At 62.5% G+C, this 16,292-nt stretch carries 15 protein-coding genes; 9 read left to right on the top strand and 6 right to left on the bottom strand.

What is annotated here, in order from left to right:
- Positions 1-213: 213 nt before the first annotated feature.
- Positions 214-2,949 (top strand): LuxR C-terminal-related transcriptional regulator, encoded by a 2,736-nt coding sequence (locus tag H7A76_RS21300; RefSeq protein WP_185700323.1) that lies wholly within the window; start codon positions 214-216, stop codon positions 2,947-2,949.
- Here H7A76_RS21300 and H7A76_RS21295 read toward each other — a convergent pair.
- The 3 genes from H7A76_RS21295 to H7A76_RS21285 all read right to left on the bottom strand — a co-directional run bounded on the left by H7A76_RS21295 (position 2,946) and on the right by H7A76_RS21285 (position 6,063).
- Positions 2,946-3,884: a LysR family transcriptional regulator gene (locus tag H7A76_RS21295; RefSeq protein WP_185700322.1), complete on the bottom strand. Its 939-nt coding sequence runs from the start codon at positions 3,882-3,884 to the stop codon at positions 2,946-2,948. The two genes, H7A76_RS21300 and H7A76_RS21295, sit on opposite strands and share 4 nt — an antisense overlap.
- A 171-nt stretch (positions 3,885-4,055) precedes the next feature.
- Positions 4,056-5,396 (bottom strand): HAMP domain-containing sensor histidine kinase, encoded by a 1,341-nt coding sequence (locus H7A76_RS21290; RefSeq protein ID WP_185700321.1) that lies wholly within the window; start codon positions 5,394-5,396, stop codon positions 4,056-4,058.
- Positions 5,389-6,063 (bottom strand): response regulator transcription factor, encoded by a 675-nt coding sequence (locus H7A76_RS21285; protein WP_185700320.1) that lies wholly within the window; start codon positions 6,061-6,063, stop codon positions 5,389-5,391. Before H7A76_RS21285 ends, H7A76_RS21290 begins: the two co-directional genes overlap by 8 nt.
- Positions 6,064-6,363: 300 nt before the next feature.
- On the opposite strand from H7A76_RS21285, the gene H7A76_RS21280 reads away from it, so the two are divergent.
- From H7A76_RS21280 to H7A76_RS21265, 4 genes are all read left to right on the top strand, one after another.
- Positions 6,364-6,612, top strand: a complete 249-nt coding sequence (locus H7A76_RS21280) for a hypothetical protein (RefSeq protein ID WP_185700427.1) — start codon at positions 6,364-6,366, stop codon at positions 6,610-6,612.
- A gap of 142 nt (positions 6,613-6,754) precedes the next feature.
- On the top strand, positions 6,755-7,255 hold the full coding sequence (locus tag H7A76_RS21275; RefSeq protein ID WP_185700319.1) for a methylated-DNA--[protein]-cysteine S-methyltransferase: 501 nt from the start codon (positions 6,755-6,757) through the stop codon (positions 7,253-7,255).
- Between the two features lie 56 nt (positions 7,256-7,311).
- Positions 7,312-7,956 (top strand): MBL fold metallo-hydrolase, encoded by a 645-nt coding sequence (locus H7A76_RS21270; protein WP_085594834.1) that lies wholly within the window; start codon positions 7,312-7,314, stop codon positions 7,954-7,956.
- 110 nt (positions 7,957-8,066) lie between these two features.
- Positions 8,067-8,816 carry an OmpA family protein gene (locus tag H7A76_RS21265; RefSeq protein ID WP_185700318.1) on the top strand — a complete coding sequence of 250 codons (750 nt, stop codon included), beginning with the start codon at positions 8,067-8,069 and terminating at the stop codon, positions 8,814-8,816.
- Positions 8,817-8,897: 81 nt separating this feature from the next.
- Here the strand turns inward: H7A76_RS21265 and H7A76_RS21260 are convergent, their stop codons facing one another.
- Positions 8,898-9,332: a YhcB family protein gene (locus tag H7A76_RS21260; protein ID WP_185700317.1), complete on the bottom strand. Its 435-nt coding sequence runs from the start codon at positions 9,330-9,332 to the stop codon at positions 8,898-8,900.
- Positions 9,333-9,476: 144 nt separating this feature from the next.
- Here H7A76_RS21260 and H7A76_RS21255 point away from each other — a divergent pair, with 144 nt between their 5' ends.
- From H7A76_RS21255 to zapE, 3 genes are all read left to right on the top strand, one after another.
- Entirely contained in the window at positions 9,477-10,106 is a 630-nt protein-coding gene (locus H7A76_RS21255) for an alpha/beta hydrolase (protein WP_185700426.1), read from the top strand.
- 24 nt (positions 10,107-10,130) lie between these two features.
- Entirely contained in the window at positions 10,131-11,486 is a 1,356-nt protein-coding gene (locus H7A76_RS21250; RefSeq protein ID WP_185700316.1) for a tryptophan--tRNA ligase, read from the top strand.
- Between the two features lie 88 nt (positions 11,487-11,574).
- Entirely contained in the window at positions 11,575-12,669 is a 1,095-nt protein-coding gene (gene zapE / locus H7A76_RS21245) for a cell division protein ZapE (protein ID WP_185700315.1), read from the top strand.
- 43 nt (positions 12,670-12,712) lie between these two features.
- On the opposite strand, the gene H7A76_RS21240 is transcribed toward zapE, so the two are convergent.
- Positions 12,713-13,612 carry a GlxA family transcriptional regulator gene (locus tag H7A76_RS21240; protein ID WP_185700425.1) on the bottom strand — a complete coding sequence of 300 codons (900 nt, stop codon included), beginning with the start codon at positions 13,610-13,612 and terminating at the stop codon, positions 12,713-12,715.
- A gap of 243 nt (positions 13,613-13,855) precedes the next feature.
- Here H7A76_RS21240 and H7A76_RS21235 point away from each other — a divergent pair, with 243 nt between their 5' ends.
- On the top strand, positions 13,856-14,992 hold the full coding sequence (locus H7A76_RS21235) for an acyl-CoA dehydrogenase family protein (RefSeq protein ID WP_409519200.1): 1,137 nt from the start codon (positions 13,856-13,858) through the stop codon (positions 14,990-14,992).
- A gap of 68 nt (positions 14,993-15,060) precedes the next feature.
- Here H7A76_RS21235 and H7A76_RS21230 read toward each other — a convergent pair whose 3' ends face one another.
- Complete coding sequence (locus H7A76_RS21230; protein WP_185700313.1) at positions 15,061-16,101, bottom strand: NADP(H)-dependent aldo-keto reductase; 1,041 nt, start codon at positions 16,099-16,101, stop codon at positions 15,061-15,063.
- Positions 16,102-16,292 lie beyond the last annotated feature (191 nt).

The raw sequence follows: 16,292 nt of genomic DNA, 5'->3' as shown, positions 1-16,292 counted from the left end.
AATCAGTGGCAATGCGACTATCTTTCTCGGGACGAATTGGGAGCTTGTCTAAATAAGCAAACGAAATATCGCCCAATAATTGCGGAATATCTGACCTATTTGGTCATAGTCTTTTTCGCGCGAATGGTCGCAAAAATCTTCAACAGGTGGCCTTTTACCGCTAGTCTGCGGACATCTGCTACGCCGACAACCGTACACCAATAAGAGTTGGCCATGACTGATCTGTTCTCCCTCCTGCGGTCTGACAGCGCAGTGATTCCTGCGCTGGAAGGGCGTTTCTATCGACCGCCATTGCCTGATGGCTATGTGTCGCGGCCGCGCCTTTGCGAACGTCTTAAGGGAGGGTTGAAAGGGCGCCTGTTGCTGGTCTGTGCTCCGGCCGGGTTCGGCAAGAGTTCGCTGGCGATCGAGTTTTGCCAGAGCCTGCCGGTGAACTGGCAGAGCCTGTGGCTGGGCTTGAGCCGACGGGATAGCGATCCAGGGCGTTTCCTCGAGCGCCTGCTGGCCGGGTTGCAGCAGTATTTTCCGCAGCTGGGCCGGCAGTCCCTGGGCTTGTTGAAAATGCGCCAGCGTCATCAGCCGTTTGCCTTCGAGGAGTGGCTGGACGGCTTGCTGGACGAGTTGGCGGAGCAATTGACCAGTGCCAACCCCGTGTTGCTGGTACTGGACGACTACCACCTGGCCCAGGGGCCGGTGCTCGATCGTTGCCTGCAATTCTTCCTCAATCACCTGCCCGATGGCCTGCTGGTGATGGTCACCAGCCGGCAGCGCCCGGATTGGCACCTGGCGCGCCTGCGCCTGTCACGGCAATTGCTGGAGCTGCATGAGCAGGACCTGCGGCTGACCCACGACGAGTCCCTGAGCCTGCTGGACCGACACAGCAGCGCCTTGCGCGGCGAGGCCCTGGAAAACCTGATCGAACGTAGCGAGGGCTGGGTCGCGGGGCTGCGTTTCTGGTTGCTCGCCGCCTCCGAGGCCGGAGCCGTGGGCACCTTGCCCCAGGGCTTGCATGGCGGCGAGGGGTTGATCCGCGATTACCTGCTCGAAGAAGTCATCGATTGCCTGCCCGCCGAGGTCCAGGCCTTCTTGTACGACACCGCCCCCCAGGAGCGCTTCTGCGCCGAGCTGTGCGATGCCCTGCGCGAGGCCCACGACAGCGCCGAGATCCTCGGCTTCCTGCAGGCGCACCAGGTGTTCCTGGTGCCGCTGGACGAGCATGGGCACTGGTACCGTTATCACCACCTGTTCTCCGACCTGCTGCGCAGCCGCCCAGCGGCCAGCGCCCTGGTGCCGGCCGCCAGCCTGCACTTGCGCGCCTGTCGCTGGTTCAACGCCCAGGGCCTGCTGGATGAGGCGGTGGAACAGGCGCTGCGTGCCGGGCACCTGGACGTGGCCGCCAACCTGGTACAGAACTTGTCCGAGGAACAACTGCTGGCTGAGCAGAATATCGGCATGCTGTTGCGCTGGAAGATGGACCTGCCCGACAGCCTGCTGATCAGTTCGCCGCGCTTGATCGTGTTGTATAGCTGGGCCTTGGGCCTGGCCTGCCAGCTGGATGCGGCCCAGGAGCTGGCTGCCCAGTTGAGCCGTTTCCTGCCGGCGCCTTCGGCGACGGCGCAAAAGTCGATGCTGGCGCAGTGGCTGGCCCTGAGCGGGATCATCGCCCGAGGGCGCGGCCAGCGGGAGCAGACCCTGGCCTATTGCAGCGAGGCCCTGGAGAGCCTGCCCCTCAAGCGTTATGGGCAGCGGCTGATGTGCCTGTCGACCTTGTCCAACCTGGCCATCACCGATGCCGACGTGTGGCGTGCCCGCAGCCTCAATCGCGAGTCGCTGGAATTGGCGCAGCGGGTCGGCAACCCGCTGTTCGAGGCCCTGGCCCACTATGACCGGGCGCGGGTCCTGCAGGCCCGGGGCGAAGTGTTGCGGGCGCTGGATGAGGTGCAGCAGGGACTGGGGCGCTTGCAGGGGCTGTCGGCCCAGCGGTTGTACGCAGTGCGTGCCCGGCTGACGCTGTATGAAGGCTACCTGCTGACCCTGAGGCTCGAGCCCGAGTCCGGCCTGGCCAGGTTGCAGGCCGGGCTGGTGGAAGCGCGGGCCTGTCGCGATATCAGCGTGCTGATCGGTCATTGCGTGATCGCCAAGCAGGACGGCATGCGCGGCGAATTCGCCCGGGCCTTCGCCGAACTGGCCGAGGCCGAGCGCCTGATGCATATCTGGGATGTGCCGCCGATCTACTACCTGGCGATGATCACCCTGGTGAAATGCGAGCTTTGGCTGGCCCAGGGCCGCATCGACCTCGCCGAAGCCTGGCTGGCCCGCCTGGGGCAGACCTACACCGGGGGGCAGGCGGCGGCCCCGCCAGAGTTCCATCCCCAGTTGCCCTTGCATATCGAATTGCAGCAAGCCCGGTTGGAAGTCATCAAGGGCGACGTCGTCCAGGCCGAGCGGCGCCTGGCCCGGCTGGTGGAGGATGGGCAGAACAGCGGCCGGCAGTTGCTGTGTGCCATGGCCCTGACCCAGAAGACCGCGCTGTTGCTGGCCCTTGGTCGAGGCCAGGAGGCACGCCGTGATCTGCTCCTGGCCCTGGAGGCGGCAGTGGGGGGCATCCTCCAGCCGTTCGCAGGCTTGATCCTCGATTATCCCGGCTGGATGCGCGAGCAGCTGGAGCAGTGCACCGGCACCGCGTTGACCCAGGCTTTGCTCGAGCGCCTGCCCTCGGCGCCCCGTGAATTGCACGAGGCCGTTGCCCACAGCGAGAGCCTCAGCTCCCGGGAACTGGCGGTGCTGCAATTGATTGCCCGAGGCTGCTCCAACCAGGAGATCAGCGAGCGCCTGTTCATTTCCCTGCACACCGTGAAGACCCACGCCAGCCATATCAACAGCAAGCTGGGAGTGGAGCGTCGGACCCAGGCGGTGGCCCGGGCCCAGGAGCTGGGCCTGCTGGGCTAGGACTCGGCGTGCGGGTTGGCGTGCGGGTTGGCGGCCAGGGCCAGGTGCTGCTTGCAGTAGTCGGCGAACAGGCGCGCCGGTTTGGTCAGTTGTCCACGCTTGAGCCAGGCCGCCACCAGCCCGGACCCGGTCACGTCCTCGACTATCTCCACGCACACCACCGGCCTGCCGTCGTAAGAGCATTGGCAGTGGGGGCGGGTGACCAGGATCGAGAAGCCGAAGCCCTGGCCCACCATGCCCCGGACCATCTCGATGGACGGTGAGCTGAAGGCGATCTGCGGGGTCAGGCCCAGCTCCTCGAACAGGCTGACGAAGTAGGTCCGGCTCGGCTGCACATCCAGCAGGATCATCGGTTCCAGGCACAGGTCGCGCAGCGAAACCCGGGCCTGCTGGGCGTAGCGGTGGCCGGCCGGCAGCAGGGCATAGGGACGTTGTGGCGGCATCAGTGGCTCGGTCTCGATGGTGCCGTCCAGCTCATGTTCGTACAGGATCACCAGATCGTAGGCACCGCCGGTCAGGCCTTGCACCAGTTCCTGCTGCTCGCCGTCGCGGATGCGGATCTCGACACCGGGATAGAGCGCGCCGAAGCCGGCGATCAATTGCGGCAGGTACAGCGGCGCCACGGTCTCGAAACAACCGATGTCGATCTGCCCGCAGACCACATCGTTGTCCGCCAGGGCGTTCTGCTCGAACTCCCTGGCCATGCGCAGCAGTTCCTGGGCCTTGCGGTAGAAGCGCGCGCCACTGGGAGTCAGGGAGACGCCCTGGGCGTGGTGGCGGATCAGTAGCTGCACGCCGAAGCTGTCCTCCAGGCCCTTGATTGCGGTGGAGATCGAGGGCTGGGCGATGTACAGCTTGCGCGATGCCTCGGCGACACTGCCGCATTCGACGGTGGTGATGAAGTACTTCAATTGACGCAGATTGTAGGTGGCCACGGCGAACCTCGTTCCTTGCCCGGGGCGCAAGGGGAGGGCAGGACCGGTGGCTGGCCTCCCGAGCGCGATTGTCGTGCGCCCACGATACCCACAAGCGATGCTGTACAGGGCTTGGGCGGCCGAGCTTTTTCATCGCTTGCGAGCATATTTTTCCTCGCTAGTGGAGGCCGCCTAGGACAGCTGTCCGGGCTCGTTGTCTTCTTCGGCAGGTGGCTGCTCGGCGGCCGGGGCGGGCTCGAATGCCAGGGTGACGATGTAGCACTGTTGCTCGACCGCCACTTCGATGTGCCAACCCAGGCGCGCCGACAGCTGGCGCATCAGCTCCAGCCCCAGGCCGTAGCCAAAGTCGCTGGAGGTCTCGCTTTGCAGGGTTTCGCGGATGCGATTGACCAATCGCAGTTGCGGGTAGCCGAAGCTGACCTCGACGACGCCGTCATCGGCGTACTGCAAGGCATTGCGCAGGAAGTTGCCGACCACGATGCGGCATGCGGTGAGCGGCAGGCGACAGGGCTCGCTGCTGATATCGAGGATCAGCTCGATATCCCGGGTGCCGATCAGGTAGCGGTGTTCCTCGATCAGGTCGTTGACCAGGCCGCTCATGTCGATGGGCTCCTCGGGCAAGGGTTCGGGCAGCTCGCGGCTCATCCACAGCAGGGTCTCGGCGATGCGCTGCATGTTCAGCACCGAGCGTTCGATCCTTTGCAATGGCGGCGGCAAGACCCCGCCAGACTGCAGGGCCAATAGCTCGATATTGGCCTTGAGCACTGCCAGCGGGGTGCGCAGTTCGTGGCTGGTGTAGCGCAACAGGCGACCTTCGCGGGCGCTGGCGGCCTGTACTTGTTGCACGCTCTGGGCCAGGGCATCTGCCAACATGTTGAACTCCTTGAATCCGAAATTCGGGCGTTCGCCGGACACGGCTTCCGGGTCCTTGAGGGTGGTGGACCACTGGGCCAGTCGTCCCAGGGGGCGGACCACCCACCAGACCAGCAGGGCGATGATGATCAAGGCCGGTATGAACACCGCGAGGCTGATGAAGATGACGCCACGCAGTTCATGATCCATATAGGCGTCGGAACGTGGCGTTTCCACCTCTCCGCCTTCTTCTTGGTCATGATCGATGTCGTACATGTACAGGATCTTGCCGTCGCTCAGGGGCTGGGCCAGGACCGCGCGGCCTTCGTCCTCGTCGTCGGAGTCCAGGTCGCCGAACACTTGCACCGCGCCGAAGGACATGCTCGGCGGGGTATCGACCATGTGGCGGATCTTCTCCGGCAACGCTTCCTTGCCGATGACGCTGGTATAGAAGTAGTTGCTCGGTGGCGGCGTGTTCGGATCCTTGGCGTAGTGCCTGGAAAAATACTGGGCCTCCTCTTCCATCATCGCGCTGGCGGTATAGAGCAGGCCGCGCACGCTGTACTCGGGCAGCAGCAGGCTGTAGATCAGCAACACGATGGCGATCAGCAACAAGAAGCTGCCGCTGATCACCCATTTCAGAGCCAGGCGCTTACCCATGGGACCTCAACTGGATCCCGACGCCAGGTAGGGTGTGGATCAGCGGCTGGCCGAAGGACTTGTCCACGGTCTTGCGCAGCCGGTGCATGTGCACCTTGAGCGTGTTGCTGTCCGGCGGTTCGTCCCCCCAGATGGTCGCTTCCAGGCGTTCGCGGGTGACTGGCTCGGGGCTGGCGCGCATCAGGCATTCCAGCAGGGTCCAGCAGATCGGCGACAGGTGCAGTTCCTGGCCTGCCCGGCTGACCTTGCGACTACTCAGTTCCATGACCAGGTCGGCCACTTGCAGGCGGCTGGCCTGGCCGCTGCGGCGTACGCTCAGGGCGCGGATCCGGGCGACCAGCTCGGCCAGCTCGAAGGGCTTGACCAGATAGTCGTCGGCACCGGCGGCGAAGCTGGCCAGTTTGTCCGGCAGGGCATCGAGGGAGGTGAGCATCAGGATCGGGGTTTGGCTGCCTTGCTGGCGCAGCTGTGCGCAGAGCTGCTGGCCATCCAGGCGCGGCAGCATGATGTCCAGGAGAATGACGTCGTAATGCTGGTTCAGGGCCAGATTGAGGCCGGCCTGGCCATTGCTGGCGTGATCGCAGACGATGCCGCTGATTTCCAGGTATTCGATGACGGTATTGGCTAGATCGAGATTGTCCTCGACCAGCAGCAGGTTAATGTGCACGGGAGTGTCCTTCAGGGCCTGTGTCGCTCATTGGAGCGAAGGATAGCGAACTCCACTTGGGCTCCGCCGATGTTTACCTGCCGTTAACCCGGGGCTCGCTAGTCTGCAATCCTACTTCTCTTGAGCGTGGCGCCGCCATGAACCTGTCTTCGGTAATCAGAGGTCTCTTGCTGATCCTGATTCTTCTGGGCCTGATGACCTGTGCCCTGCCTCCCAAGGCGCCTTGGGGGCGACTGGGCGCGGGTGGGGCGCTGAGCGGGTTACTGATTGGGCGGAGCGTGGAGCATGCAGGTCCGGATTATGTTGCCAGCGCATTCTGATGACGCCAGCTACACCGATCAGTTGGTGTTGTGCCTGGTGTTGATACTCTGTGTTTCGATTTCCCTGGGCGCCTATATCATGCGTTTCAATGCGCAGATCGATAAGCAGCGCGAACTGTCTCCCGTGCACCTGCTCGAGTGTGGCAAGGGGCGTGGGGCGTTTATCGTCGACCCTCACGGCCAGCGCAGCAGCAGTGACAACTGCTACGTGATCGAAGACGATAACTAGCTCGGGGGCGCTTGGTTCTCCGTCGAGTTCGAGCGCAAGAAACGTAGTTCTTGCGCTCGAATCGCGATTTACAGTCAAGGCGTATCCAGGCTGCCCCCGCAAGGGCCGCCGATTGCCTTGGTGGATTGAAGGAGAACCCGATATGTCCTGTGCATTCAAGATCATTCCCTCCCCGGTGGGGGAGCTGACCCTGGTAGCCAGGGGCGCGAAGCTGGCCGCGATTCTCTGGGAGCAGGAGCGCGAGAACCGGGTACGCCTCGGCCCGCTCGAACAGGCCCCCGAGCACCCGCAACTGCTGGAGACCGAGCGTCAGTTGCAGGAATACTTCGCCGGTACGCGCAAGCGTTTCGAGCTCGAACTGGATTTCGTCGGCACCGAGTTCCAGTGCAAGGTCTGGCAGGCGCTGTTGACGATCCCCTTCGGCGAAACCCGTAGCTACAGCCAGATCGCCCAGCAGATCGGCAGCCCCAAGGCGGTCCGCGCAGTGGGCGCGGCCAATGGGCGCAACCCGATTTCCATCGTCACTCCCTGCCATCGGGTGATCGGGGCTTCGGGCGGCCTTACCGGCTTTGCCGGAGGGCTCGAGGCCAAGCAGTTCCTGCTGGCGCTGGAAGGTGGGGAAACCCTGCCGCTGGGGTTCTGAGTGAGCGGTGGCGGCACCTGTGCCAGAATGTTCCATCGTTTTTTCTGGACATTCCCATGGACGCCGCCAAACCCAGCCTCATCCGCGAAACCTTCCCCGTCGGTCCGTTGCAGTGCAACTGCACCATCATCGGCGACCCGCTGACCAAGAAAGCCATAGTCGTCGATCCGGGCGGCAATCCTGACTTGATCATGGCGCGCCTCGATGCCCTGGGCCTGAAGGTGGTCAGCATCATCCACACCCATGCTCACCTCGATCATTTCCTGGCCTCCGGGCAGATGAAGGAAAAGACCGGCGCCACCCTGCACTTGCACAAGGATGACCAGTTCCTCTGGGACAACCTGGAGATGCAGTGCAGCATGTTCGGCGTGCCCTATGCGCCGGTGCCGGCCCCGGATCGCTGGTTGGGCGACGACGAGGAGTTGGCCTGCGGCTGCGGCGTGGCCCTGCATACCCCGGGACATACTCCAGGTTCCATGAGCTTTTGGTTTTCCGAGGCTAAGCTTCTGATTACCGGCGACACCTTGTTCAAGCGTGGGGTCGGGCGCACGGATCTGTGGGGCGGCGACCAGGCCACCCTGGTGCGTTCGATCCAGCAGCGTCTGTATACCCTCGACGAAGACGCCACGGTGGTTGCCGGGCACGGTCCGGACACCCGGCTGGGCGATGAAATGCGTCAGAACCCTTTCGTGAGAGCTTGAGTTTTTGCTCGGCGTTCCACGGAATTTTTGCCGTTCTGTGTGTTCCAACGCCGGCACAGGTCCGTTGCCAACGTCCTTTGCATTACAGAATGCATATGTAGGAGCTTTCCATGTTCACCTCGCGTCGTTTGATTGTTGTCGCTACTGCTGTGGCCTTGTTATCCGGCTGCGCTTCGCCTAACCCCTATGACAACCAGGGGCAGGCCGACGGCGGTTCGTCGGGCATGAGCAAAACTGCGAAATATGGTGGCCTGGGTGCCTTGGCCGGCGCCTTGGCCGGTGCCGCGATCAGCCACAACAACCGTGGCAAGGGCGCGCTGATCGGCGCCGCGGTAGTCGGTGCGTCCGCGGCCGGTTATGGCTACTACGCCGACCAGCAGGAGAAGAAGCTGCGCGCCAGCATGGCCAATACCGGGGTCGAGGTGCAGCGCCAGGGTGACCAGATCAAACTGATCATGCCGGGCAATATCACCTTCGCCACCGACTCGGCGAACATCGCCCCAAGCTTCTATCAGCCGCTGAACAACCTGGCCAATTCCCTGCGCGAGTTCAACCAGAATCAGATCGAGATCGTCGGCTACACCGACAGCACCGGCAGCCGCCAGCACAACATGGACCTGTCCCAGCGTCGCGCACAAAGCGTGGCCACCTACCTGACTTCCCAGGGCGTGAGCGGTGCCAACCTGTCTTCGCGCGGTGCCGGCCCGGACAATCCGGTCGCCAGCAACGCCGACGTCAACGGACGGGCGCAGAACCGTCGAGTGGAGGTCAACCTCAAGGCGATTCCTGGCCAGCAGTACCAGCAGCCAACCCAGCAATACCAACAACCAACCCAGCAGCCGTACCAGCAGGGTTACTGATCGAACCGGCTTGAGCCGCAGGTACAAAAAAGCCCGCCCGATGAAAGTCGGGCGGGCTTTTTGTTGGCTGGCTGTAGCCGCTTACTTCTTCAGGCCATATTGCTCGTCGAGCATGCCCGGGGCGTTCGGCGTCTTTGGCGCGTAGTCCCGTGGCGGCTCCTGGTCCCGTGGTGGGGTCAGGCGTTCACGTGGTGCGTGTACCGACTCGGAGTGCAGGGCGGCCAGCAGGCGCTGACGGGTCAATTCGTCCAGGGCCAGGCGATTGGCGCCTTCGGCCAGGTGATCCTGTACTTCCTGATAGCTCTGGGTGAGTTTCTTCACCAGGTTGGCGGTACTGTTGAAGTGTGTCACCACTTCGTTCTGGTAATTGTCGAAACGTTCCTGGATATCGTCCAGCTGACGCTGCGTGCGGTTAGGCGCGGCATTGGGCAGCAGGCGAGCGACCAGGAATCCAATGGCGACACCCGCGACCAGGGCAAGAGTCGGCAACAACCAAACTAAGAGCGAGTGTTCCACGAGTCCTTCCTCTATAAACGGCTTTGCTTTACGTTAACGGCTCGAACCTGCGCTGTATACCGCGATTCACTCGCAATAGATTGGCACAGACCATTTGCTAGACGAGTCGACCCCCTTCGAGGTCACGGAGTTCCTTCCTTGCTTATGCGTGAAACCCCTGTAGTGATTGCCGGCCCCGTCGGCCAACTGGAAGCCCTGTATCTGGAGGTGCCCGACGCTCGCGGCGTGGCGCTGATCTGCCACCCGAACCCGGTACAGGGCGGCACCATGCTCAACAAGGTGGTGTCCACCTTGCAACGCACGGCACGGGATGCCGGGTTGATCACCCTGCGCTTCAACTACCGTGGCGTCGGCGCCAGCGAAGGCAGCCACGACATGGGCACGGGTGAAGTCGACGATGCCGAGGCAGCGGCCCACTGGCTGCGGGCCAGGCATCCGCAACTGCCGTTGACGCTGCTGGGCTTTTCCTTCGGCGGCTTCGTCGCGGCGAGCCTTGGCGGGCGCCTCGAAGCCCAGGGCGTGCAGCTCAAGCACCTGTTCATGGTGGCCGCGGCAGTGACTCGCCTGCGCGATACCGATACCTTGCCCCAAGGCTGCCCGCTGACCCTGATCCAGCCGGAGACCGACGAGGTCATCGATCCGCAGGCGGTCTATGACTGGTCCGCGGCCCTGGTTCGTCCCCATGAGCTGCTGAAGGTGGCAGAATGTGGGCACTTTTTTCATGGCAAGCTCACCGATCTGAAGGATCTGGTGCTGCCGCGACTTTCGAATTGATTGCAGTCTGATAAGCGATTACCCATGACTACTCGTACGCGCATCCTCACCGGCATCACCACCACCGGCACACCGCACCTGGGCAACTATGCCGGGGCGATCCGCCCGGCGATCCTCGCCAGTCGCGATAGCAATGCCGATTCCTTCTATTTCCTGGCCGACTACCACGCCCTGATCAAGTGCGATGATCCGCTGCGCATCCAGCGTTCGCGCCTGGAGATCGCCGCCACCTGGCTGGCCGGTGGCCTGGATGCGGATCGCGTGACCTTCTATCGCCAGTCCGACATCCCGGAAATCCCGCAACTGACCTGGCTCTTGACCTGCGTCGCCGCCAAGGGCCTGCTCAACCGTGCCCACGCCTACAAGGCCTCGGTGGACAAGAACGTCGAGGCTGGCGAAGACCCGGATGCCGGCGTCACCATGGGTTTGTACAGCTACCCGGTGCTGATGGCCGCCGACATCCTGATGTTCAACGCGCACAAGGTGCCGGTGGGCCGCGACCAGATCCAGCACGTGGAGATGGCCCGGGATATCGGCCAGCGTTTCAACCACCTGTTCGGCCAGGGCAAGGAGTTCTTCGCCATGCCCGAAGCGCTGATCGAGGAAAGCGTCGCCACCTTGCCGGGCCTGGACGGTCGCAAGATGTCCAAGAGCTACGACAACACCATTCCGCTGTTCACCAGTGCCAAGGACATGAAGGATGCGATCTCGCGGATCGTCACCGACTCCAAGGCACCGGGCGAGGCCAAGGATCCGGATAATTCCCACCTGTTCACCCTGTTCCAGGCGTTCTCCACTGCCGAGCAGGCCGCCGAGTTCCGTAGCGAACTGCTGCAGGGCCTGGGTTGGGGCGAGGCCAAGAACCGCCTGTTCCAGTTGCTGGACCGCGAGTTGGGCGAGGCCCGCGAGCGCTATCATCAATTGATCGCACGCCCCGCCGATCTGGAAGATGTCCTCCTGGCTGGCGCGGCCAAGGCCCGTAGCGTGGCGACGCCGTTCCTGGCCGAGCTGCGCGAAGCGGTAGGCCTGCGTTCCTTCGAAAACCAGGTGCAGGTGGCGGCCACCACCAAGAAGAAGGCGGCCAAGGCTGCGCGTATCGTCAGTTTCCGCGAGGACGATGGCAGCTTCCGCTTCCGTTTGTTGTCCGCCGATGGCGAGCAACTGCTGCTGTCGCGCAACTTTGCCGACGGCAAGGCTGCCGGTGCGGCGAGCAAGCAGTTGCAATCGGGCCAGGAGCTGGACCTGCGTGCCCAGGCCAACGGCTTCAGTATCTGGCTGGACGGCGCCAGCGTGGCTGACAGCCCGGTATTTGCCGACACTGCTGCCCGTGATGCGGCCATCGAAGAAGTACGGATCGCCTTGGCCCCGGCCCAGGACTGAGCGGAATCTTCCCGACCAAGGGCTGATTGCCATTCCCCAGGGCCGTCGCTAAAGTGACGGCCCGTTTTTGTTGCCTTGCTAACGAATTATGACGCCCCTAGAACGATACCAAGCAGATCTGAAACGCCCGGATTTCTTTCATGACGCTGCACAGGAAACCGCTGTGCGTCATTTGCAGCGCCTGTATGACGATCTGATCGCGGCCGAGCACAACAAGCCGGGCCTGCTCGGCAAGCTCTTTGGCAAGAAAGACCAGGTGCCGGTCAAGGGTCTGTATTTCTGGGGCGGCGTGGGGCGGGGCAAGACCTATCTGGTCGACACCTTCTTCGAAGCCTTGCCATTCAAGGAAAAGGTTCGTACGCACTTCCATCGATTCATGAAGCGCGTCCATGAGGAAATGAAGACCCTGGGCGGCGAGAAGAATCCGCTGACCATCATCGCCAAGCGTTTCTCCCAGGAGGCGCGGGTGATCTGTTTCGACGAATTCTTCGTATCCGATATCACTGACGCGATGATTCTCGGCACGCTGATGGAAGAACTGTTCAAGAACGGTGTGACCCTGGTCGCCACCTCGAACATCGTGCCGGACGGCCTATACAAGGATGGCCTGCAGCGTGCCCGCTTCCTGCCGGCCATTGCCTTGATCAAGCAGAACACCGAAATCGTCAACGTCGACAGTGGCGTCGACTATCGCCTGCGTCACCTGGAGCAGGCCGAGCTGTTCCATTATCCACTGGACGAGGCGGCCCACGAGAGCTTGCGCAAGAGCTTCCGGGCGCTGACGCCGGAATGCACCCAGGCCGTGGAAAACGACGTACTGATCGTCGAGAACCGCGAGATCCGTGCACTGCGCACCTGTGACGATGTGGCCTGGTTCGATTTTCGCGAGTTGTGCGACGGTCCACGCAGCCAGAACGACTACATCGAGCTGGGCAAGATCTTCCATGCGGTGCTGCTCAGCGGCGTGGAGCAGATGGGCGTTGCCACCGATGACATCGCTCGGCGTTTCATCAATATGGTCGATGAGTTCTACGACCGTAATGTCAAGCTGATCATCTCCGCCGAAGTGGAGCTCAAGGATCTCTACACCGGTGGCCGGTTGACGTTCGAGTTCCAGCGGACCCTCAGTCGTTTGCTGGAGATGCAGTCCCACGAGTTCCTTGCGCGGGCGCACAAGCCATAAATCCCGACTCAATGAAAAAGGGCCTGCAATGCAGGCCCTTTTTTCATGCCGCCAGTTGCTGGAACTGTTGGCGATACTGGTTGGGCGAAAGCTCGGTGTGCTGGCGGAATAGCCGGGCGAAGAAGCTGGCGTCGTCATAGCCGACTTCGTAGCTGATGGTCTTGATGCTCTTGCGTGTCCCCGACAGCAGGCCTTTTGCGGTTTCGATCCGCAGGCGCTGCAGGTAGTGCAGGGGCTTGTCGCCCGTGGCGGTCTGGAAGCGGCGCATGAAGTTGCGAATGCTCATGCCATGCTCGCGAGCGACGTCCTCGAAGCGGAACTTGTCGGCGAAGTGTTCTTCGAGCCAATGCTGGATCTGCAGGATGATCACGTCCTGGTGCAGCTTCTGGCCGCCAAAACCCATGCGTCCCGGAGCGTAGCTGCGCTGGACCTCGTAGAGGATGTCCCGGGCTACGGCCTGGGCCACGCTGGCGCCACAGAAGCGCTCGATGAGATAGATGTAGAGGTCGCAGGCCGAGGTGGTGCCGCTGGCGCAGTAGAGGTTGTCGGCGTCGGTCAGGTGCTTGTCCTGGTTGAGCTGGACCTTGGGAAAACGCTCGCTGAAGGTGCTGAAGAAACGCCAATAGGTGGTGGCCTCCTTGCCATCGAGCAGCCCGGCCTCGGCCAGCCAGAAGACCCCGGTGGCCTCACCGCATAGCACGGCGCCGCGGGCGTGCTGGGCGCGTAGCCAGGGCAATATCTGGGGGTAACGCTGGCACAGGGAGTCGAAGTCGTCCCAGAAGGCTGGGAGGATGATCACGTCGCTATCTCCCAGTGGACCATCCACTGGCATGACTACATCGCTGAAGCTGCGCACCGGCTGGCCATCAGGGCTGACCAGGCGGGTCTCGAAGGCTGGCGTCAGGCCTTGGCCCAGTTGCTTGCCGTAGCGCAGGCTGGCCAGGTGGAAGAAATCCTTGGCTTGCATGAGGGTGGAAGCGAAAACCCGGTCGATAGCCAGGATGCTGACGCGCCGCAAGGGCGTGGAAGTTTGGTTAGACATAATTCGATTGTTCTTATAGGGGAAAGTGGTCACCAGACGGCTGGATCGTCTTATTTTTTGTCGGATGTGTCCAGTGTCCCGTGCCGGTGGCTGGGCTTAGGCTCTGGCAGTCAGACCCGATAAATGACAACCACAGGTGGCTGCATGATCCCCAGAACCTTGTTCAGTTCCGAGCACGAACTCTTCCGCGACAGCGTGCGTACCTTCCTTGAAAAAGAAGCGGTGCCTTTCCATGGCGAATGGGAAAAGCAGGGCCACATCGACCGCAAGTTGTGGAGCAAGGCCGGGGAGGCGGGGATGCTGTGCTCGCACATTCCCGAGGAGTACGGCGGGCTGGGGGCGGACTTCCTGTATAGCGCGGTGGTGATCGAGGAGGTCAGCCGCCTGGGCCTGAGTGGCATTGGCTTCTCCCTGCACTCGGATATCGTCGCGCCCTACCTCCTGCATTACGGCAGTGAGGCGCTGAAGCACAAATACTTGCCACGGATGGTCTCGGGCGAACTGGTCACGGCCATCGCCATGACCGAGCCCGGAACCGGGTCCGACTTGCAGGGCGTGAAGACCACGGCAGTGCTGGACGGCGATGAGTATGTGCTCAACGGTTCCAAGACCTTCATCACCAACGGCTACCTGGCGGAGCTGGTGATCGTGGTGGCCAAGACCGATCCCAAGGCCGGGGCCAAGGGCACCAGCCTGTTCCTGGTGGAGGCCGATTCGCCGGGCTTCACCAAGGGCAGGCGCCTGGAAAAGGTCGGGATGAAGGCCCAGGACACCTCGGAACTGTTCTTCCAGGATGTGCGGGTACCCAAGGAGAACCTCCTGGGCCAGGCCGGGATGGGTTTCGTCTACCTGATGCAGGAGCTGCCCCAGGAACGCCTGAGCGTGGCCGTGGGTGGCCTGGCCAGTGCCGAGGCGGCGTTGAAATGGACCCTGGACTACACCCGCGAGCGCAAGGCCTTCGGCAAGGCGATCGCCGACTTCCAGAACAGCCGGTTCAAGCTGGCGGAGATGGCCACGGAAATCCAGATTGGCCGGGTGTTCGTCGATCGTTGCCTGGAGCTGCACCTCAAAGGCAAGCTCGATGTGCCGACGGCGGCCATGGCCAAGTACTGGGGGACCGACCTGCAGTGCAGGGTCCTGGATGAGTGCGTGCAACTGCATGGCGGCTACGGCTTCATGTGGGAATATCCGATCGCCCGGGCTTGGGCCGATTCCCGGGTGCAGCGAATCTATGCCGGGACCAACGAGATCATGAAGGAAATCATCGCCCGTTCTTTATAAGGAGGGCGCGAGCGCTGCCGGCGAACAGGCCGCTTGCCTGTTCGCCGGCAAGTGGAGCGAGGCGTGACTTACGGGGCGGGGTTGGGCTGGTCCTTGTGGATGGCCTCGATCCCGGCCAGGACTTCTTCCGATAACTTCAGCTCGGCGCTGGCGATGTTGCTGTCCAGTTGTTCCAGGGTGGTGGCACCGATGATGTTGCTGGTCACGAAAGATTGTTGGGTCACGAAAGCCAGGGCCATTTGTGCCGGGTCCAGGCCATGCTCGCGAGCCAGCGCCACGTAACGGCTGCAAGCGGCTTCCGACTGGGGATTGAAATAGCGGCTGAAACGGCTGTAGAGGCTCAGGCGTGCCTTGGCGGGGCGAGCGCCGCCTTCGTATTTGCCGGACAGGAAGCCGAAGGCCAGGGGCGAGTAGGCGAGCAAGCCGCATTGTTCGCGGATGGCGATTTCCGCCAGGCCCACTTCAAAGCTGCGGTTGAGCAGGTTGTAGGGGTTCTGGATCGATACCGCCCGCGGCCAGCCACGACTTTCGGCCAGGGCCAGGAATTTCATGGTGCCCCACGGGGTTTCGTTGGACAGGCCGATGTGGCGGATCTTCCCGGCCCTGACCTGTTCGTCCAGCGCCTCGAGGGTTTCCTCCAGCGGGGTGAAGTCTTCAGCGGCCTTGTGCTTGTAGCCGAGTTGGCCGAAGAAATTGGTGCTGCGCTCCGGCCAATGCAATTGGTAGAGGTCGATCCAGTCAGTCTGCAGACGCTTGAGGCTGGCATCCACGGCTTCGACTATGTGCTTGCGGTTGTGCTTGAGCTGCTTGTCGCGGATGTAGTCGATGGTGTTGCCGGGGCCTGCGATCTTGCTGGCCAGGATCCAGTCGGCACGGTCGCCGCGTTGCTTGAACCAATTGCCGATGTAGCGTTCGGTGGTGGCGTAGGTCTCGGCCTTGGGCGGCACCGGATACATCTCGGCAGTATCGATGAAGTTGATCCCGGCCTGCTTGGCCCGCTCGATCTGGGCGAAGGCCTCGGCCTCGCTGTTCTGCTCGCCCCAGGTCATGGTGCCCAGGCAGATGGCGCTCACGTTCAGATCGGTCCGGCCCAGTTGGCGGTAGTCCATGGGTACTTCCTCGGCAAAACAATCATAAAAGCAGGTTGAATTTTTTTTCGCAATCTGGATAATTCTGCAGCTCTTTCTGCGGTGGAAGTGATGCCCCGCCTGCCGAAGATTCTTGCCGCATGCCAGACGCGCTGACCCGAGCCCCCGAAAGCGTCTGTATTCGGCTGCCTTTGACCTTGTCAAAGTAAGCA

Origin of the sequence: Pseudomonas sp. MSSRFD41 (assembly GCF_014230245.1) — a bacterium.
GTDB classification, from domain to species: domain Bacteria; phylum Pseudomonadota; class Gammaproteobacteria; order Pseudomonadales; family Pseudomonadaceae; genus Aquipseudomonas; species Aquipseudomonas piscis.
The sequence above is the reverse complement of the archived record's forward strand: the minus strand, read 5'-3'. Positions and strand labels throughout refer to the sequence as shown.